At 62.3% G+C, this 19,530-nt stretch carries 12 protein-coding genes, 1 tRNA gene and 2 pseudogenes; 8 read left to right on the top strand and 7 right to left on the bottom strand.

Annotation, left to right across the window (positions count from 1 at the left end):
* Positions 1 to 161 precede the first annotated feature (161 nt).
* A pseudogene (locus J4G43_RS03670) lies at positions 162 to 764 on the top strand (LysR family transcriptional regulator); the annotation flags it as partial.
* A gap of 161 nt (positions 765 to 925) precedes the next feature.
* On the opposite strand, the gene J4G43_RS03665 reads toward J4G43_RS03670, so the two are convergent.
* Positions 926 to 1,561, bottom strand: a complete 636-nt coding sequence (locus J4G43_RS03665; protein WP_208084025.1) for a hypothetical protein — start codon at positions 1,559 to 1,561, stop codon at positions 926 to 928.
* 437 nt (positions 1,562 to 1,998) lie between these two features.
* On the opposite strand from J4G43_RS03665, the gene J4G43_RS03660 reads away from it, so the two are divergent.
* The 3 genes from J4G43_RS03660 (at position 1,999) to J4G43_RS03650 (ending at position 4,916) form a co-directional block, all read left to right on the top strand.
* Complete coding sequence (locus J4G43_RS03660; protein ID WP_321576310.1) at positions 1,999 to 2,736, top strand: 3'-5' exonuclease; 738 nt, start codon at positions 1,999 to 2,001, stop codon at positions 2,734 to 2,736.
* Positions 2,737 to 4,067: 1,331 nt separating this feature from the next.
* Positions 4,068 to 4,247 carry a hypothetical protein gene (locus J4G43_RS03655; protein ID WP_208084024.1) on the top strand — a complete coding sequence of 60 codons (180 nt, stop codon included), beginning with the start codon at positions 4,068 to 4,070 and terminating at the stop codon, positions 4,245 to 4,247.
* A 9-nt stretch (positions 4,248 to 4,256) separates the two neighbouring features.
* Positions 4,257 to 4,916: a S24/S26 family peptidase gene (locus J4G43_RS03650; RefSeq protein ID WP_208084023.1), complete on the top strand. Its 660-nt coding sequence runs from the start codon at positions 4,257 to 4,259 to the stop codon at positions 4,914 to 4,916.
* An 864-nt stretch (positions 4,917 to 5,780) separates the two neighbouring features.
* Here J4G43_RS03650 and J4G43_RS03645 read toward each other — a convergent pair.
* Positions 5,781 to 5,870, bottom strand: a tRNA-Ser gene (locus J4G43_RS03645).
* Positions 5,871 to 6,066: 196 nt separating this feature from the next.
* On the opposite strand from J4G43_RS03645, the gene J4G43_RS03640 reads away from it, so the two are divergent.
* Entirely contained in the window at positions 6,067 to 6,408 is a 342-nt protein-coding gene (locus tag J4G43_RS03640) for a hypothetical protein (RefSeq protein ID WP_063980509.1), read from the top strand.
* 37 nt (positions 6,409 to 6,445) lie between these two features.
* Here J4G43_RS03640 and J4G43_RS03635 read toward each other — a convergent pair whose 3' ends face one another.
* The 5 genes and pseudogenes from J4G43_RS03635 to J4G43_RS03615 form a co-directional block, all read right to left on the bottom strand.
* Entirely contained in the window at positions 6,446 to 7,909 is a 1,464-nt protein-coding gene (locus J4G43_RS03635; protein ID WP_208084022.1) for a trehalose-6-phosphate synthase, read from the bottom strand.
* Between the two features lie 235 nt (positions 7,910 to 8,144).
* Complete coding sequence (gene otsB / locus J4G43_RS03630) at positions 8,145 to 8,966, bottom strand: trehalose-phosphatase (protein WP_208084021.1); 822 nt, start codon at positions 8,964 to 8,966, stop codon at positions 8,145 to 8,147.
* Positions 8,967 to 8,969: 3 nt separating this feature from the next.
* The gene (locus tag J4G43_RS03625) at positions 8,970 to 10,457 is read right to left on the bottom strand and encodes an MFS transporter (protein ID WP_208089236.1); all 1,488 of its coding nucleotides are present in this window, start codon (positions 10,455 to 10,457) and stop codon (positions 8,970 to 8,972) included.
* A gap of 497 nt (positions 10,458 to 10,954) precedes the next feature.
* Entirely contained in the window at positions 10,955 to 12,988 is a 2,034-nt protein-coding gene (locus tag J4G43_RS03620) for a methyl-accepting chemotaxis protein (protein ID WP_063980506.1), read from the bottom strand.
* Positions 12,989 to 13,201: 213 nt separating this feature from the next.
* Positions 13,202 to 15,242: pseudogene (locus J4G43_RS03615) on the bottom strand (methyl-accepting chemotaxis protein).
* Positions 15,243 to 15,583: 341 nt separating this feature from the next.
* Between J4G43_RS03615 and J4G43_RS03610 the strand changes: the two are divergent.
* From J4G43_RS03610 to J4G43_RS03600, 3 genes are all read left to right on the top strand, one after another.
* Positions 15,584 to 16,069: a (2Fe-2S)-binding protein gene (locus J4G43_RS03610; RefSeq protein WP_063980504.1), complete on the top strand. Its 486-nt coding sequence runs from the start codon at positions 15,584 to 15,586 to the stop codon at positions 16,067 to 16,069.
* An 85-nt stretch (positions 16,070 to 16,154) separates the two neighbouring features.
* Positions 16,155 to 18,497, top strand: a complete 2,343-nt coding sequence (locus tag J4G43_RS03605; protein WP_208084020.1) for a xanthine dehydrogenase family protein molybdopterin-binding subunit — start codon at positions 16,155 to 16,157, stop codon at positions 18,495 to 18,497.
* A gap of 13 nt (positions 18,498 to 18,510) precedes the next feature.
* On the top strand, positions 18,511 to 19,311 hold the full coding sequence (locus tag J4G43_RS03600; protein ID WP_208084019.1) for an FAD binding domain-containing protein: 801 nt from the start codon (positions 18,511 to 18,513) through the stop codon (positions 19,309 to 19,311).
* The last annotated feature ends 219 nt before the right edge of the window (positions 19,312 to 19,530 follow it).

The following is a 19,530-nucleotide window of genomic DNA, read 5'->3' as shown; positions in this document are numbered from 1 at the left end:
GTTAATCAGCAATTGTTGCCGGTGAGCGAGCTGCGCTCTTACCCTCCCCTGGAGGGGGGGTGAAGCGCCGCCCGCTCCGTCCACATCACACTTGCCGCTGGATGACATTACGGCTCTCGTGAGATGATCGCCACCACGATCCTCTTTGGGATGCCCACGACATGATGACGCTGCGCCAGGTTGAAGTGATCCGTGCCGTGATGGTGACGGGTACCATCGGCGGCGCGGCGAAGCTGCTCAACGTGTCGGCGCCGGGGATCAGCCGGTTGGTCAAATACACCGAGCGCACGCTCGGCATCCGCTTCTTCCAGCGCCAGAACGGACGCTATTTTCCGACGCCGGAAGCCGAGAACATCTTTGAGCAGATCAACGGCGTCTACAAGAAGGTCGACGACCTCTCCGAGCTCATCTCCAAGATCGGCCGCGGCGGTTTGTCGGAATTGCGCATCGGCTCGGTGCCGAGCATCTCCCAGGTGATGGTGCCGCGCGCGATCGAGCGCGTCCGGCGCCGCTACCCCGATCTCGGCATCGACATCAACATCCTCAAGCTCGAGGAGGCCATCGACTACCTCCTGCTCGGCCGCGGCGAATGCGTGGCGATGAGCTATCGGCTCGAGCATTCCGGGCTCGACTTCATGCCGCTCGCCTCGGGTGAGCTCTATTGCATCGTGCCGCCGGGTCACGAGCTTGCCGGCCGCAAGCAGGTCTCGGCGGCCGAGATCACCCGCTATCCGCTGATCGGCATCGATCCCAACGATCCCTACGACACGAGCAGCGAATGCTTCGAATGCAACTGGGGCCTGCTCGAAGTACTTGAACACCGCTCTCAATATGTCTGCCTTCACGGAGCTATCGGGCCGCTGCTGATCGACACTCCTTATTGATGTCGTACTCTCCGACGCCAAGGCTTGCGCACGTCCGGTTTTTACCCAATCCTGCCAGGTGGGCGGCGCGGAAGCAAACTAACACTATTTCCGCTGCTCAACTCCCGTAACCACGAACGCTCGACAACCGGTATATTCAACACAGTGAAGACGGCGCGATAATTCTGAAACCGCTGCCCTTCCGTTGTTCTCCAGACGGCAACGAGATCGGCCGTCGATGGCAGGCCTGCAAACCCAGGAGCCGCCAAACCTTTGAATTGCACCGATCGGCTGCTGGCTGGCGTTGGATACTTTTTGAAGATGAGGAAGGGTGGGACCTTCTCACGCATCGGGGGCGATGCGTGCAGGAGTTCAAAAGTACGCCTTAGGATTCTATTGCCGCCACGCCCGGTATCATGAAGTTCATGTCCTGGCGTCTTATTGTCACCGAAATAGACGAACTGACCCGTGTTCAAGTCCAACGTGTCCGGCCAATCCTGATCAGCACCGCTGGTATAGAGAACAACGAGCGTCCTGTCCTGGCCGCGTCCGGCTGCACGAAACCCGCCTTGGTTCCCAACCCCTTGCAGAAGCTTCGAAATCGGGTCGTCAGCGGCATTGCCGCTGGCGCCACCCTCATACACTGCGTCGACGATTAGATCGGACGAGGACAACAGTTCGTTGGGAATAATGCGCATTGCTTCCGTCAAATGTAGCGTTTGAACCGTCCTGTGATCGATTAGCTAGGAGGTCAGCTAGAATGCAAGCGCGGAATGATGGCTAGCAGTCCCCCTTCTCGCCGAGGCACGCTCTCCTTTCCAGATACAGCGCTAGCCCTGCTACGCCGGCGGTTCTAAAGGCACAGCAGTGAACCCGGACGAACCTCCGTCGCGAGGCGGTATACCCTTGACTATGGAGCGCGCGCTTGCAGATTTGAGGTCTCAACATTGTGACTTCAAGCGTAAGACGGTCGAAAGCATGTCGTCAGAAAACGTCGATCTGGCAAAAATGGCCGAGATGCTAACTCGGTCTCCCGATTACCGCGTCCTTTGCAAGCTTCTCCCGCGGAACGAATTCGCCGCATGCAGTGGGCAGGTAACCAGGACAGGCATTCTCATCGACGTCGAGACAACCGGTGAACACTGCACAGGACGAAGTCATCGAACTTGCCATGGTCAAGTTCACCTATCTGCCTGACGACAGAATAGCAGCCATAACTGACGTCTTTTCTTCCTTCAACGAACCATCGATCCCGATTCCGGAGGAAATCACCGAACTCACCGGGATCACCGATGAAATGGTGTCCGGGCATCGCATCGATTCCAATGCCGTTGCGTCGTTCGTCGCGGATGCTGTGCTGATCGTTGCCCACAATGCAAGTTTTGACCGAAAGTTCGCGGAGCGCTATTGGCCGGTTTTCGAACGAAGGCCTTGGGCATGCTCGGCGACCGAAGTCGAGTGGCGTAAACACGGCTTCGATGGATCTCGTCTCGGATATCTCTTGGCCGGCGTCGGTCTATTCCATCAAGCACATCGCGCCATCGACGATTGCAGGGCGTTGATGGAGATCTTGGCGTCGGACATCCCAAAGCTGAACCGATCCGCCTTCGCCATCCTTCTCGAACGGGCGCGCCGCAAGACTGTCCGGATCTGGGCGGAGCACTCTCCATTTGAATTTAAGGACGTGTTGAAGAAACGGGGCTATCGGTGGAGCGATGGCTCCGATGGAAGGCCGCGGTCCTGGTACCTCGATGTGGACGAAGCAAACCAGACTGCAGAGGTCGCGTTTCTTCAGACCACCATCTATCTCCAAGACATTGAGCCGCGCATGCAGATAATGAGCGCGATGAACCGTTTTTCGAGCAGATTGTAAGCACTGCGAGGATACCGCTATTTTTCCAGGACTGACCGGGACTGACCTCCCCCTACCTAATTTCGCAACAGTTTTGCACGCGAGGTGGCGAGTTCAGATCGACTGGAAATAAATAGACAAATTTGGCCGCAGCGACGACATCTGCGGCAAGACATCCAATTGTCGGCCTTGCTAAGTACCCGAACAAACAGGCTTTTTGCCATTGCCGTTACATAGGTTTGCACAACCACCGAACGGCGCTCTCCAAAAATCCACGCCACCAGGAAAAAAATCCCTGAATGAGAGTGAGGCCGGTCCTCGGGCTGGGAAGTCCAGAGGAATCAACCACCCCCACCATCTATCCAAGCGACCAGCCCTAGCTGCCAGCAAGGGCTAATTTCATTTCAATTGGCAAATCCAGGTGCTGAACTGCTCAGACTTTCCTTTTTTGCCAACGTTTGGCTCGACGCGTGGGAGAGCCACTCAGAACTGGTCGTTCTTGACCCTAGCTGGTGGCTAGGGTCAGAAGAAGTAGGCGACGGTTCGGTGGTGAAAACGACTGCCGCGCGCGATAAGCTCGGCAGACGTCCGAACTCGCGCGGATCCGGATGGCTTTTTGTATTTAATTTCTCAATTTTGCAGTTGAACCAGGGAGACCGGTCCCGCCGGCATACTCCTAAACTTTTGGCCCCCCACCGCGCACCTTGACATCACCTGCCGGCAGCGCAGCGGGCAGCAAGCACCGCCTCGCCAAGCGTCTTATCGTCCAACCGCCCCTGACGCTCCAGTTTTGAGAGGTGGGACCGCTGATGATCGTTCATATCGCCGAGAATAAGCCAGCCATCATAGCCAATCCGCTGAGCGATACGATTTTGAACAACCTCCAACGGCTCTACTTGCGCCTGGAAGACCCTTAGTCTGTCCTCCACCCGAGCGTTTGCATCTGAATTTTCGTATGAAGGTTCTAATGAAGGTTTGTGCCGCAAGTCGTGCGGTGCGGTTCGCCGTCGTTTTGCGGCCTGGCCGGGCCGCAGCTTATTGGTCTCACGCTCGCCAGGCGAACGGAGATCAGGCAAAGCGAGCCTATAGCGGTAGAGCGGTGCGACACAATCCGAGAGCTGTACTGGAAATGGCTGCGTGCAGGCCGGGAGCAAACATCAGCCGCCTTTTTACGGAAGCAGAGGCTTTTTTGGTGCCCAAAACTTAGGCCGCGGCAAGCATCGCGCGCGAAAGCCAAAATAGAGCGATCAATACCAAGCGCAGCAGCTCAAATCGGCATGCTTGACACTCTTTAAGCCTATTCTACGCTGGCGGGCATGGGGGAAACAGATAAAACGGCGCGAGAGCGCCGCATGCAGCAAATCGCGATCGAGATCGAGCGTCAAGGCGGCGACAGCAACGGCTTCGCTTCGCCGCGCGAAGGCTTGAAGACTATTCGGGCGCTCGCCGACGAAGTCGAGGCATGGCGCCAAGCCGGCCGCACCTATCGCCGCTTCTTTTCAAGCTGGGCAAGGTCAAGAAATACTCGCTGAGGTCAAATCGTGCGCTTGAAGATTTCGATTTTGGTTGCTGGCGCTGCCCTAATCATGGGCGGCGCTGCTGATGCCGAGACAACTTCTGCCGTCGAATGCAGCAAGCCCGAATACGCTTATGCCGCGCGGAGCGCGCTACCCCGCCTTTTGCAATTGAAGCGGATGAGCGACGAAGAGCGACAACAACCGCGACTCTTGGGCAAGCCGGAAGCCGCCCGCAATTTTGATCCCGAGTTGCCGATATCACCCACCGCATGTGTGTTCAATGTGGCTTCCACGCTAAGCAGCATTGAGGCGGGATGGTCGGAGGGCGACATTACGGTGACCCGGACGACCGATGGCGCCGTCAAGGCGGATCGCCTTGTACTGCCTGACTACACTGCCGAGAGCGTCGTGAAGGGGCTGCAAAAGCGTGGCGTCTGGACAGCCGTTTTGAACGATGCCCAGAGATATTTTGCTGGCACCAAGCTAGGGACGCTCAGCACGGAGCCCAGCACAGTCGAGGCCCTCTTCGGCGCCCTCAGTCAGGATGGTGAGGGCTACATTGGCGGACGATTGATTTTCAAATTTAGGGCTTTCAATGCATCGAGGTTGTCGCCTTGGATAAGCATGTTGCCAGCGTCGCGATCGCCAGCACAGAGATCGGACAGCTCCTCCAGAAGGCGATAAGGGACTTTCCCAGCGATCGATAGGTCGTGGTCGCGCGTGAGCCATTGCAAGGTCGGCATATTGGGGAATTTCCTAGCAGAGGCTCAATGAACGGGTGTCACTACTGATTGTAGGGTGATTCCACCTCATAGCTTACCCAGCATCCTAGCGACAGCTGCCCCTGTGGAAGGCTTTCCTGCTGCGACCTACAAATTCGGCTTTCGCCAACTCTGCGGCTATGGCTCGCAGGGAACGACGCCGCGCTTTGGGCGACTTTCGTCGGAGCCTTTTAGCCAACTTGGTCATCCTGCCGTTGTGGTCCCTGGCATCCCGATAGCTTTTGACGGCCTTCTTTCAGACCGCTGACACGCTTGCGGTCTCGTGCAACATTCGGCTTGCCGAGCCCTCTTAAGTTGAGCGAATCCGCCAGCGTCTGCTGCATCGCAACCTTGAACGGGGTGATCCGTCGCGATGGGATCGTCGGCGGAATAAATGTTTCAATCTCCTCAATTATGGGCCTGCCGTTCGGCGCTCGCCAAGGCCTACGCCCCGTTAGCCCGGTCGGTGACTAGGGCTCGCAGATCCCGTCCGCCCCCTTCGATTGGCACGATTCGGATCGCAGAAGGGTGGCCGAGCGCCAATTTGTTCCGCGCGCGGGTGAGCGAGAGGGATCCAAACCACTCCCCCAATAAGCGCTTGGTTTGCCCGAAAATGCCGTACTGGACCGATTCGGAGGGTACTAAGATTCGGAGAAAATTCGGTTCTCCGGGCCTATCGAAATCCTAGTCTGATCGACGGTGGGGTCTCGCTGGCGAGAAAAATGCAGGAAAATGGCAGGATTTTCGACCTGTTTCCGCATCGAAGTACGAAATGACTTTGGCCGGCTGGCGGAGAGAGTGGGATTCGAACCCACGGTACGGTTTCCCGCACACACGCTTTCCAAGCGTGCGCCTTAAGCCACTCGGCCATCTCTCCGGAGCGCCCTCTCTTGAAGGGGAGCAGATGATTTTGCAAGGGATCGCGGGTAAATCGGGTGAATTTTCCGTAAGATATTGTATTTGAAAGACAATATCTGGCGCCAGCTGGCGCTTCGGAACCACTCAAAGGCTGAACCGGAAGCGGGTTTGGCGCGACGATTCACTCAAGACCGCCAAACACGACCGGGGACGCCATGACCATCCAAAAGACCATCGTCGCGCTGGGCCTGATTTCGGCCCTTGGCTCCGCCTTTGCCGCGTCGGCCGCCGCGCAGGTCTGCACCCGGCAGGGCGTCGACGTGAGTTGCGACGACGGGCGGCGCGGGGTGCTTTCGGGCGATGCGATCATCTGGCCGGACGGGACGCGCTCGAACGCCTCGCCGCATCCGAGCGTGATCATCGGCAACAAGAGCTCGGTGCATGTCGGACCCGGCGTGTTCGTCGGCCAGGGCAAGGGCATGGTGCCGCTGGACGATCCCAACGCGCCGAACAAGCGGCAATGCGCGATTTTGGACGGGGTGTCGTATTGCTATTGAGCACCTCTCCCCGCGAGAACGGGGAGAGCAAGAGAGCTTAAATCAACCTTACACCTGATATCGCCGACTTCAGCCAGCGTAGCGCCTGCGGCGGCTGGGTCTCGAGCGGCGCGACGACGGCCTTCTCGGTCCGGCACTTCTCCAGCTCGGCAACGAAGTCGGCGGACCATTGCTGGATGGTGTGGCCACGCAGCGTCTTCATCATCGCGTCCCAGCGCATCTTGCGCTCGGTGAGCGACATCGCGGCCGCGACCGCGATCGCGCGGGCCATGCCGTCGATATCGTGCGGATTGACCAGCAGCGCCATTTCGAGTTCGTTGGCGGCGCCGGCGAACTTCGACAGCACCAGCACGCCGGGATCGGCCGGGTTCTGCGCGGCGACATATTCCTTGGCGACGAGGTTCATGCCGTCATGCAGCGGCGTCACCACGCCGATCTGCGCGGTGCGGTAGAGACCCGCAAGCACGGCCTGGCTGAAACCCTTGTTCAGGTAGCGGATCGGCGTCCAGTCGACCTCGCCGTGGCGGCCGTTGACGTCGCTGACGAGACGCGCGACCTCGTTCTGGAGATTGCCATAGGCCTCGATCGCACCGCGCGAGGGGTTGGCGATCTGGAGCAGCGAGATGCTGCGCGCAAACTGCGGATGCTCGGTCCAGAGCCGGTCGAACGCGCTGATTCGATTGACGAGACCCTTGGAATAGTCGAGCCGGTCGACGCCGATCGCGAGCCGCTCGCCGTTGAGACTGCGGCGCAGCCGCGACACGTCGGGATGCGAGGCCGATTTCGCCGCGTAAGCCGCGAACTTTTCCGCATCGATGCCGATCGGAAAGACCTCGCAACGCGTACGGCCATGCTGCGAGATCGCAACGCCGTCTTCGACGGCGAGGCCGAGTTCGCTCGCGACATAGCCGAGGAAATTCTGGCAATCCTCATTAGTCTGAAAGCCGAGCAGATCGTAGGCCAGCATCGCCGTGATCAGTTCGCGATGATTGGGCACGCCCTGCATCACCGCGACGACCGGCCACGGCGTGTGCAGGAAGAAGCCGATCGGATCATCGACGCCGAGATCGCGCAGCTCCGCGCCGAGCGCGAGGAAATGATAATCCTGCACCCAGAACGCCGTTTTCGCTTTCCGGAAGCGCATCAAGGCGCGCGCCATGAAGGCGTTGACCTCGCGATAGCTGACATAGTCGTCGCGCGAGACGCGGATCAGATCGCTGCGCGAATGCAGCGCCGGCCACAGCGCCGAATTGGCAAAACCTTCGTAATAGCCGCCGTAATGCGCCGCCGGCAGATCCAGCGTCGCTATCGCACCCGACCCAAGCGCTTCGATCTCGGCGAACGGTTCCTTCTGATGGCCGTCGCGCACACGGCCCGACGAACCCACCCAGATAGCACCCGAATGTTCCACCACGGGAAGCAATGCCGCAGCCAAGCCGCCCGTCATCGGCTCGTTGGGTTTACCGCGCGCAACTCGATTTGAAACGACGACTAAATTCACAGATCGTCCCCTCCTTCATTCCAACCCGTTTAACTGCTGTTCATCAATATGGTTCCTGTCCATCATTTGTACGAAATGAAACCAAAATCAGGCACATGCGTTGGAACCAGTTTTTCTGCTGGGAACCCGGCGGTTTCGCTCAACAAAGTCAGTTTTCGTGACTGTGTTGCCCAGCATGAATTGCGCGCGCAAGCGAACGACGCGAGCGACAATGTGGCCCCGAGGTGTCGGTGCCTTATTCCAACCTTGTGTCGTCGAGCAGACGCGCGAGGAACGCGCGGACATCCTTCGGCTCGTCGAAATGGCCGTTGACGCCGATGGCGCGGCGGCCGACCGAGAAGGCGAGCCCGTTCATGTCGGGCATGATCGCGAACACGGTCTCATCGGTAACGTCGTCGCCGATGAAAATCGGACGACGCCCTTTGAAGGGCTCATGCTTCATCAATTCGCGCACGCCGGTGGCCTTGGTGAAGCCGGAATGCTTGATCTCGCAAACGAACTTGCCGGGCAGCACCTCGATCGGCGCATTGGGCAGATCGGCGCGGATCAGCGAGACGGCTTCGAAGATCGCCTTCTCCGCATGCGGCGCGAGACGATAATGCAGCGCCAGCGAATAGCCCTTGTCCTCGAGCAGAATGCCGGGGCTGAGCTTGGCGATCGCAGCCAGGCGCCGCTTCAGCTCCTTGTCCATCGGCGGCGCGTGCACGTCGTCGGCTTCGTTGCCGACCGACAGGCGCATCTCCGCGCCGTGTCCGGCGACGGCGCGAAACACGTCGGGTGCGAAGATCAGGTCGATGTCGTTGAGCGAACGGCCGCTGACCATCGCCAGCGCGCCGGAGGTGCGCTCGGTCAACAGGTTCAGCGTTTCCGACAGGCCCGGCGGCACCCACACCTCGCGCGGCGTCGGCATCAGGTCGAGCAGCGTGCCGTCGATGTCGAGCAGGATCGCGGTCTCGCCGAGATGCGGCACGAGCGCATGCGGCACCGGCACCGCGTCGGGCGCTTCTTCGTCAACCATGGGGCGCTTCTGATCCAATTCCGCGAGTTCCGATTTCATAGTCTACTCCATAAAGGCAAGCGGCCGCGCGATTTGTTCGAGCGATTTGCGTTCCGCGGCGACGGCGTAGCGCCACGCCACGATCGCAGCCACGATCATCAGGAAGGCCCCCAGCAAATAGCCCGCGAACACGCTGGTGCGTGATCCCGTGTCGATCAGCGCGCCGAACAGCGCGGGCCCGATCACGCCGCCGATGCCGGTGCCGATTGCGTAGAACACCGCAATCGCCAGCGCGCGCACTTCCAGAGGGAACGTCTCGCTGACGGTCAGGTAAGCCGCGCTCGCGGCGGGCGAGGCAAAGAAGAAGATCACCATCCAGGCAATGGTCTGCCCCTGCGCGCTCAGCGCGCCGATCGAGAACAGATAGCCCGAGAGCGCCAGCAGCACGCCCGACGCACCGTAGGTAAACGTGATCATGACGCGGCGGCCGAGCGTGTCGAACAGGCGGCCGAGCAGCAGCGGCCCGAGGAAGTTGCCGGCGGCGAACGGCAGGAGATACCAGCCGACATGCTCGGCGCTGATGCCGTAGAAGTCGGTCAGCACCAGCGCGAAGGTGAAGAAGATCGCGTTGTAGAAGAACGCCTGCGCGCTCATCAGCACGAGGCCGACCAGGGAGCGCTGACGATAGACGAAGAACAGCGTGTGCACGACCTCCCTGATCGGCGTGTGGTCGCGCATCTTCAGGCGTATTTTCGTGAAGCGGCCATCGCTCGCATGCCGGTCATGCCCGATCACCGAGCGCTCGATCTCGTCCACGATGGCGTGGGCCTGGTCGGGCCGGCCGTGGATCATCAGCCAGCGCGGGCTCTCGGGAATCCACATCCGCATCAACAGCACGACAAGGCCAAGGGTCGCGCCGATGAGATAGGCGAGGCGCCAGCCGAGATCGGGACCGATCAATGCGGGATCGAGCAGCACGATGGCCGCCACCGCGCCCATCGCCGCGCCGATCCAGAAACTGCCGTTGATGACGAGATCGGTCCAGCCGCGATAGCGCGCCGGCACCAGTTCCTGGATCGTCGAGTTGATCGCAGTGTATTCGCCGCCGATGCCGGCGCCGGTGAGAAAACGAAACAGCGCGTAACTCGCGACATTCCACGACAAGGCGGTCGCGGCGGTCGCGGAGAGATAAAGCGCCAGTGTGATGAAGAACAGCTTCTTGCGGCCGATGCGGTCGGTGAGCCAGCCGAAGCCGAGCGCGCCGAGCACCGCACCGGCAAGATACGCGGAATTGGCGATACCGAGATCGAGATTGGAGAATTGCAGCGACGGACTCTGCTTCAACGCGCCGGAGAGCGCGCCGGCCAGCGTCACCTCGAGCCCGTCGAGGATCCAGGTGATCCCGAGCGCCAGCACGACGCGGGTATGAAAGCCGCTCCACGGCAGCGCATCGAGCCGCGCGGGAATGCTGGTCTCGATGATGCGGTCAGCCGCGACCGCCGCAGAGACTGCAGGTCCATAATTCAGCGCTGGGCTTTGCTGCAATTCCATCGCGTTGCTGGGTCTAACCAATGGAAGCGGCCCCGGTTCACATGGTGTGGACGGGGGCGATCCGATCATCGGGGTGCGGCATTCCGCCTGCCACCTGCGACAACGCCTGCGGCAAGGGCAGGTTCCCGCAGGAACAGCCCTTGGGCTCGTCCGTTTCCGATGGAGCCGCTGGGAGTTGACGCATGGCTCACGTCAGAAAGACGACACATTCGCGCAAAACCTGGAGCGCGCGAAGATGGAGTTGAAGCGGACGTTCGGGAGGGAGTGAGACTCGCGCTCTTTACCCCGCTGTCGTCCCGGGCAAGCAAAGCGCAGATCCGGGACCCCTAACCACAGAAACTGGTTTGGCGAAGACTTGGAGTTACCACCGTCCGTCTCAACTATCCGCTGGGAGTATGGATCCCGGATCGGCGCGCGCCTAAGGGCGCGCTTGTCCGGGACGACAGCGGAGTATGAGGCGATAGCGAGGTCTTCAAGCGCCTGACGCGCGGCGAGCCTTACGCGGCCCTGATATTGCCCATAAAGCGATCGAGCTCGGCGCGCAGGCGCGTGCTTTCGGATGACAGCGTCTTGGCCGAGTTCAGCACCTCTTCCGAGGCCGAACCGGTTTCGGCGGCGCCGCGATTGACCTGGCCGATGTCGGTGGCGGCGGTCTGGGTGCCCTGCGCAACGGTCTGGACGCTGCGCGCGATTTCCTGCGTCGCGGCGCCCTGCTGCTCGACGGCGCTCGCAATCGACGTCGAGATCGACGAGATCTGGCCGATGGTCGCACCGATTTCCTTGATCGCGGCGACCGACTCGGCGGTCGCGCCCTGCATCCCGGTAATGTGGGAGGAGATTTCGTCGGTTGCCTTCGCGGTCTGACTAGCCAGCGACTTCACTTCGCTGGCGACCACTGCGAAGCCGCGGCCGGCCTCGCCCGCGCGCGCCGCCTCGATGGTGGCGTTGAGCGCAAGAAGATTGGTCTGCTCGGCGATCGCCGTGATCAGCTTGACCACTTCGCCGATCTGCTGGGCGGCGTGCGAGAGCTTGCCGATGCGGCCGTCGGTTTCCTTCGCCTGCACCACGGCAGCTTCCGCGATGCGGCTGGAGTCGCGCACCTGGCGGCCGATCTCCTCGACGGAGGCCGAAAGCTCTTCGGTGGCAGTTGCGACCGACTGCATGTTGCTGGAGGCTTGCTCGGAGACACCGGCGACCTGGCTCGACAGGCTCTGCGTGGTCTCGGCGGTGCGCGTCAGCGTGGAGGCCGCCGATTCCAGCTGCACGGCGGAGGCCGAGACGTTGGAGACGATGGCGCCGACCGCGCTCTCGAAATCGTCGGCAAAGCGAATCAGCTCGGAGCGGCGGCTTGCGGCCTGCTCGCGGTTCTGGGCTTCGCTGGCGGCGGCGTCACGCTCGGCCTTGGCGACAGCCTGAACCTTGAATTCCTCGACCGCGCCAGCCATCTCGCCGATCTCATCCTTGCGGCCCAGGCCCGGCAACACGACGTCGAAATTGCCGGACGCGAGCTCGCGCATCGCCTTGCACATCGCGATCATCGGGCGCGAGATGCCGTTGCCGAGCATCAGGGCCAGCACGGCACCGATGGCGAGGCCGCCGAGCGCCATCATCAGCATCAGCCGTTCGGTCTCGGTGATGGTGGAGTTGGCGCTCGCTTCGATGCGCTGCTGATCCGAGGTCAGATCGGACCGCAGCTCGGCCGAGAGCTTGAGAATGCCCGCAGCCGTCTTGGTCATCTCGCCGTTCAACTTGACGATGATCTTCACGTTCTCGGTCAGCTTCGAGAAAGAGGTGCGGTACTGCTTCAGCAGGTTGCCGATCTCGGTGACGCGGTCGGTGATCTTCTGGTCGTTGGCATAGATCGAGACCAGCAGCGTCTCCAGGAATTTGATGCGGGCGATCACGCCGTCGGCGGTCTTCGGCTCCGGCTTGGCGACGAAGGCGCTGACCGAGGTCGAGACCGCGAGATATTGCGAGGTGACGTCCTTGGCGGTGGTCTGAACCGAGTTCAGGCCCGCCAGCGCGGCCGTATCGGCGAGATCGTCGAACTTGAAGCGGATCTTGTTGCCGACGCTGTTGAGCTCGTCGGCGGCGATCTTGTTGTTCTCGCGCGTCAGCGTGATGATCTCACCGAACACCTTGGTGAAGCGCTGGAATTCGGCCTCGAGCTTGCCGACCTGCTCGCGGCGCGCCGCGCCGGTCGTGGCCGCCACCGACTTGGCGATCGCGCCCTTCAGATTCTCTTCGGCGGCCTTGGCCGCGGTCTCGTCATCGGTCGCGCCCGTCAGCGTATAGGCCCGCGCCAGTCCCTGATAGGCGATCAGCTCGCGGTCCACGGTCCGCGCGAGGTCCGCTTCCGACACGCTGGCCCGGTAGGAGGCCACGGCGGCCTGGATCCGCTCGAAGCCGAAATAGGCGAAAGCCATGCTGACGGCGAGGATGGCCAGCACCGCCACGAAGCCGAGGATGATTTTTGCACGAAAACGCAGGGTGAAGAGCTTCGATGTGTTCGGCGTCGACTTGACGGGCATTCCCCACCCCATTCCATTCGCGGAAAACTAGGCGCAGCCCGGAAGCAGCCCGCTTCCTGACTCGGGAGCACGGTAGAGTGCAAAGGATAAGCCACGGTAAATTTATGGCGTCGCAACTTGCGGTTAGGTGACGCGGCCGAGCCTGTCGTCCCCGCGAACGCGGGGACGACAGCCGAGAATGGAGCGACCGCGAGGGCCTCAGGCGTAGCGCAGCTACGCCGCCCGGATATTCCCCATGAACCGGTCGAGCTCGGCGCGCAGGCGGGTGCTTTCGCTGGACAGGGTTTTGGCCGAATTCAGGACCTCCTCCGACGCCGAGCCGGTTTCGGCGGCGCCACGGTTGACCTGGCCGATGTCGGTGGCGGCGGTCTGGGTGCCCTGCGCGACGGTCTGGACGCTGCGGGCAATCTCCTGCGTCGCGGCGCCCTGCTCTTCCACGGCGCTCGCGATCGAGGTCGAGATCGACGAAATCTTGCCGATGGTGGCGCCGATCTCCTTGATCGCGGCGACTGACTCGGCCGTCGCGCCCTGCATGCCCGCGATGTGCGAAGAAATCTCGTCGGTGGCCTTCGCGGTCTGGCTGGCCAGCGACTTCACTTCGCTGGCGACCACGGCAAAGCCGCGGCCGGCCTCGCCCGCGCGCGCCGCCTCGATGGTGGCGTTGAGCGCCAGAAGGTTGGTCTGCTCGGCGATCGCGGTGATCAGTTTGACCACCTCGCCGATCTGCTGGGCGGCGTGCGACAGCTTGCCGATCCGGCCGTCGGTTTCCTTGGCCTGAACCACCGCAGCTTCCGCGATGCGGCTGGAATCGCGGACCTGGCGGCCGATCTCCTCGACCGAGGCCGAAAGCTCTTCGGTGGCAGTTGCGACCGACTGCATGTTGCTCGAGGCCTGCTCGGAGACACCGGCGACCTGGCTCGACAGGGTCTGCGTGGTTTCGGCGGTTCGGGTCAGCGTGGAAGCCGCCGATTCGAGCTGCACGGCGGAAGCCGACACGTTCGACAAGATGGCACCGACCGCGCTTTCAAAGTCATCGGCGAAGCGAATCAGCTCGGAACGGCGTGCGGTGGCCAGTTCCTTGTTCTGGGCGTCGCTGGCGGCGGCGTCGCGCTCGGCCTTGGCCACGGCCTGAACCTTGAATTCCTCGACCGCGCCGGCCATCTCGCCGATCTCGTCCTTGCGGCCGAGGCCCGGCAGCACGACGTCGAAATTGCCCGACGCGAGCTCGCGCATCGCCTTGCACATCGCGATCATCGGACGCGAGATGCCGGTGCCGAGCAGAAAGGCGAGGATCGCGCCGAGCAGCGTGCCGCCGACGGCCAGCATCAGCACCAGTTGCTCGGTCCGTCCGATGGTCGCTTCCGACTCCGAATCCAGCCGCTGCTGTTCGGCGACGAGGTCCGCCTTCATCGCGGTGGCTCCTTGCAGGATCGCACCGGCAGAACCGCTCATCTCGGTGACGAGCTCATCCACCATCTTGGCGTTGGCGATCAGCTTCTCCAGCGCTTCGCGATAGGCCACGAGGATGGTCTTGGCGTCCTTCAGGCCGGCGACGATCTTGTCGTCCATGGAATAGACCGCGCCGAGCGAGTTCTCGACGAATTTCAGCCGCGCCAGCGCGCTGGTCGCGATCGCCTGGTCGGAGGTCAGCACGAAATTGGTGGCTGCGGCGCTCGCGGTCTGGAACTGGGCGTTGACCTGCTTGGTGCCGAACTCGATCGACTGCGCCTCGGAATCGGAAGCATTGTTGCCGATATCGTCAAGCTTGTACTTCAGGAGATTGGCTTGGCGCGTCAGCTGGTTCTGCACCAGCAGCGCGCTGTCGCGCTTGGCCTGGAGGACTTTGGCGAAGGTTGCGGAGAAGTTGGAGAATTCCTTGGCGAGCTTGTTGAGGCCCTCCTGCCGCGCCGGCTTCTGGGCACTCTTGACCGCCTGATCGATGGCGCTCTTCAGACCGGTCTCGGCGTCCAGCGCTGCCTTGGCATCGTCCTCCTTGCCGGTGACGACGAAATAACGGACGGCCGAGCGGTAGGCGAGCAGCTCGCGGTCGATGTTGCGGGCGAGATCGGCCTCGGTGACGCTGCTGCGGTAGGACCCGACCCCGGCCGAGACCCGCTCGAAGCCGAAATTAAGAGAAAGCCATGCTGCCGGCGGAGATCACCAGCACCGCGGCGAAGCCGAGGATGATCTTGGCGCGGAACCGGAGGGTCGGAAATATTGTGCGCTTCGACGGCGACGCGATACGCCCGGACATTCCAACCCCCATTTTCTATTCAGCCGTGATCCGGAGGCGCCCCGCCCCCGGACCCGGATGCGCAAAACTAGGGCACAATGGATAAAGGGCGGTAAATTCGGCAGGCGCGTGCAATCCGGGGCTTTATCGGCCAAAGGCCGACCGGATGGGATGACGGCTGGCATCCCACATGGGCCGACCATTTTGCGGCGATTGACCCGCTTCGCCGGCCCAAGTCATTGCCCGCTCGTCAGGATCGATGACTTTTCCATGACCGGCGTGACCAAAATCCTAGTTGCAATGTCAGGGGGCGGCGGTCTCTAATTAGAAACAATCAAAATCAATCCGGGGAGGTATATTCCGTGTCTACAGTCAAACTGACGGTGAACGGCAAGGCCGTTGCCGTCGACGTCGAGGACCGCACGCTGCTGGTCCAGCTCCTGCGGGATCACCTCAACCTCACCGGGACCCATGTCGGCTGCGACACCAGCCAGTGCGGCGCCTGCGTCGTACACGTGGACGGCAAGGCGGTGAAATCCTGCACCATGCTGGCGGGCCAGGCCGACGGCGCCAGCGTCACCACCATCGAAGGCATCGCCAAGGGCGATGAGCTGCATCCGATGCAGGCCGCCTTCCGCGACAATCACGGCCTGCAATGCGGCTATTGCACGCCGGGCATGATCATGTCGGCGATCGACATCGTGCACCGCCATGGCGGCCAGCTCGACGAGCCCACCGTGCGCCAAGAGCTCGAAGGCAATATCTGCCGCTGCACCGGCTACCACAACATCGTCAAGGCCGTGCTGGACGCAGCCGGGCGCATGAAGGTCTCGCAGGCGGCCGAGTAAATCGGCGCGCCTCGAATAAAGAACCACCGCTGCCGCTTTCGAGGGAAAGCGCAGTCAAAGAAACTTCCGGTCGGGAGGACCAGACATGGGTGTTGAAGGCATCGGCGCGCGCGTCGTGCGCAAGGAAGACAAGCGTTTCATTACCGGCAAAGGCCGTTACGTCGACGACATCAAATTGCAGGGCATGACCCATGCCCATTTCATCAGAAGCCCGCATGCGCATGCCAAGGTGAAGAAGATCGATTCATCCGCCGCGCTCAACATGCCGGGCGTGGTCGCCGTGCTCACCGGACAGGAGATCGTCGACGACAAGGTCGGCAACCTGATCTGCGGCTGGGCCATCACCTCCAAGGACGGCAGCCCGATGAAGATGGGCGCATGGCCGGCGATGGCGCCGGAAACCGTGCGCTTCGTCGGTCAGGCCGTCGCAGTCGTGATCGCCGACAGCAAGAACCTGGCGCGCGACGCCGCCGAAGCCGTGGTCGTGGAGTACGAGGAACTGCCGGCAGTCGCCGACGTCCACGCTGCGATCAAGGCCGGCGCGCCGCAGCTTCACCCCGAAGCCCCCGGCAACCAGGTCTATGACTGGGTGATCGGCGACGAGGGCGCGACGGATGCCGCCTTCGCCAAGGCGGCCAATGTCGTCAAGCTCGACGTCACCAACAACCGCCTCGCCCCGAACGCGATGGAGCCGCGCGCGGCGATCGCCGACTATGACGCGGCGGAAGAGCACTTCACTCTCTATACGACGTCGCAGAACCCGCACGTCGCCCGCCTGGTGCTGTCGGCGTTCTACAACATCGCCCCCGAGCACAAGCTGCGCGTGATCGCCCCCGACGTCGGCGGCGGCTTCGGCTCAAAAATCTTCATCTATCCCGAGGAGATGGTGGCGCTGTGGGCCTCGAAGAAGGTCGGCCGCCCGGTAAAATGGACCGGCGACCGCACCGAGGCCTTCCTCACCGATGCGCATGGCCGCGACCACGTCACCCATGCCGAGATGGCGTTCGACGCCAACAACAAGATCACCGGCTTGAAGGTGAAGACCTACGCCAATTTCGGCGCCTACATGTCGCTGTTCTCCTCGTCTGTCCCGACCTATCTCTACGCGACGCTGCTGTCGGGCCAGTACAACATCCCGGCGATCCATGCCGAGGTGGTCGGAGTCTACACCAACACGACGCCGGTCGACGCCTATCGCGGCGCGGGCCGTCCCGAGGCGAGCTATTTGATCGAACGGTTGATGGAGACGGCGGCGCGGCAGCTCAAGGTCGATCCGGCCGCACTGCGCCGGAGCAACTTCATCACCCAGTTCCCGCACCAGACGCCCGTGATCATGGCCTACGACACCGGCGACTTTAACGCCTCGCTCGACGCCGCGATGAAGGCGATCGACTATGCCGGCTTCGCAGCCCGCAAGGCCAAGGCGAAGGCGGACGGCAAGCTGCGCGGCATCGGCGTGTCCTGCTACATCGAGGCCTGCGGCATCGCGCCCTCGAAGGCGGTCGGCAGCCTCGGCGCCGGCGTCGGCTTATGGGAATCCGCCGAAGTGCGGGTCAACCCGGTCGGCACCATCGAGATCCTGACGGGCTCGCACAGCCACGGCCAGGGTCACGAGACCACGTTCTGCCAGCTCGTCGCGGAGCGCCTGGGCGTTCCCATCAGCCAGGTCTCGATCGTCCATGGCGACACCGACAAGGTGCAGTTCGGCATGGGCACCTACGGCTCGCGCTCCGCGGCCGTCGGTCTCACCGCGATCCTGAAGGCCATGGAGAAGATGGAGTCCAAGGCCAAGAAGATCGCAGCGCATGCGCTCGAAGCGTCCGAGGGCGACATCGTCATCGAGAACGGCGAGTTCAAGGTGGCCGGTACCGACAAGGCGATCGCCTTCCCGATGGTCGCGCTCGCGGCCTACACCGCGCACAATCTGCCTGACGGGATGGAGCCGGGCCTGAAGGAAAGCGCCTTCTACGATCCGACCAACTTCACCTTCCCGGCCGGCGCCTATATCTGCGAGCTTGAGGTCGATCCCGGCACCGGCAAGACCTCTTTCGTCAACTTCGTCGCGGCCGACGATTTCGGCCGGCTGATCAACCCGATGATCGTCGAGGGACAGGTCCATGGCGGCCTCGCCCAGGGCATCGGGCAGGCGCTGCTCGAGCACGCCATCTACGATGCCAACGGCCAGCCGGTCACGGCATCGTTCATGGATTACTCCATGCCGCGCGCCGACGACCTGCCCTCGTTCAACCTCTCCCACACCACGACGCTGTGCCCGGGCAATCCCCTGGGCATCAAGGGCTGCGGTGAGGCCGGCGCGATCGGCGCCTCTGCGGCCGTGATCAACGCGATCACGGATGCGATCGGCAAGAACAATCTGGAAATGCCCGCAACCCCGGACCGGGTGTGGCGCACGATCCACGCGGCCTGAGAGGAGCAACAAGATGTACCAGACCACTTATCATCGCCCCTCCTCGGTCGACGAGGCCGTCGCCCTGTTCGGCAAGAGCAGTGAGGCGAAATTCCTCGCCGGCGGCCAGACGTTGCTGCCGGTCATGAAGCAGCGGCTCGCCAGCCCGTCCGACGTGATCGACCTCGGCAAGATCAAGGAGCTAATCGGTGTCGAGCTCTCGGGCGACGTGCTGACCATCAAGGCCGGCACGACCTATTTCGACATCATGCAGAATGCCGATGTGAAGAAGGCGATCCCCGCGATCGCCTATCTCACCTCGGTGCTCGGCGATCCCGCCGTGCGTTATCGCGGCACGATCGGCGGCTCGATCGCCAACAACGATCCCGCTGCGGACTATCCGGCCGCACTGCTGGCGCTCGGTGCCACCGTAAAGACCAACAAGCGGTCGATCTCGGCCGAGGACTTCTTCCAGGGCCTGTTCACGACGGCGCTGGAAGACGGCGAGGTCATCACTGCGGTGTCGTTCCCGGTGCCGGCGAAGGCGGGCTACGAAAAGATGCGGCATCCGGCCTCACGCTTCGCGCTGACCGCCGTGTTCGTCGCGCAGACGAAGTCGGGCGAGATCCGTGTTGCCGCCACCGGCGCCTCGCAGAGCGGCGTGATGCGGGTGCCCGCGATCGAAGCCGCGCTGAAGGCGAACTGGTCGCCGTCGGCGCTCGACAACGTCAGCATTCCGGCGAGCGGATTGCTGGCCGATATCCACGGCACGGCGGAATACCGCGCCAACCTCGTCAAGGTGATGGCGCAGCGCGCGGTGGCCGCCGCGGGCTGATCGAGTCGATAAAGCGCGACAGCGCGTCGCGCCTTAGCGCCTCAACACAAATCTTCCGCGGCGCGCAGCAATGCGCGCCGCTTTTATTATGCGCCCATGCATGAAAACCGCTTGCCACGCGGACATGAAGGCGAGAAAAGTTAATCAGCCAATTAACTCGTCCCCAAAGAGGAACGTCTAAGGCGATTGCCGGACCACCGGCATTCGCCGGTGACCCGA

Source organism: Bradyrhizobium barranii subsp. barranii, assembly GCF_017565645.3.
Classification (GTDB): domain Bacteria; phylum Pseudomonadota; class Alphaproteobacteria; order Rhizobiales; family Xanthobacteraceae; genus Bradyrhizobium; species Bradyrhizobium barranii.
The sequence above is the reverse complement of the archived record's forward strand: the minus strand, read 5'-3'. Positions and strand labels throughout refer to the sequence as shown.

Excerpts from the sequence above, each read along its gene's own strand:
- J4G43_RS03600 (WP_208084019.1), top strand. The coding sequence starts at position 18,511 with ATGTACCAGACCACTTATCATCGCCCCTCCTCGGTCGACGAGGCCGTC.
- J4G43_RS03620 (WP_063980506.1), bottom strand. The coding sequence starts at position 12,988 with ATGCCCGTCAAGTCGACGCCGAACACATCGAAGCTCTTCACCCTGCGT.
- J4G43_RS03665 (WP_208084025.1), bottom strand. The coding sequence starts at position 1,561 with ATGCGCATTATTCCCAACGAACTGTTGTCCTCGTCCGATCTAATCGTC.
- J4G43_RS03605 (WP_208084020.1), top strand. The coding sequence starts at position 16,155 with ATGGGTGTTGAAGGCATCGGCGCGCGCGTCGTGCGCAAGGAAGACAAG.
- J4G43_RS03655 (WP_208084024.1), top strand. The coding sequence starts at position 4,068 with ATGCAGCAAATCGCGATCGAGATCGAGCGTCAAGGCGGCGACAGCAAC.
- otsB (WP_208084021.1), bottom strand. The coding sequence starts at position 8,966 with ATGAAATCGGAACTCGCGGAATTGGATCAGAAGCGCCCCATGGTTGAC.
- J4G43_RS03640 (WP_063980509.1), top strand. The coding sequence starts at position 6,067 with ATGACCATCCAAAAGACCATCGTCGCGCTGGGCCTGATTTCGGCCCTT.
- J4G43_RS03625 (WP_208089236.1), bottom strand. The coding sequence starts at position 10,457 with ATGGAATTGCAGCAAAGCCCAGCGCTGAATTATGGACCTGCAGTCTCT.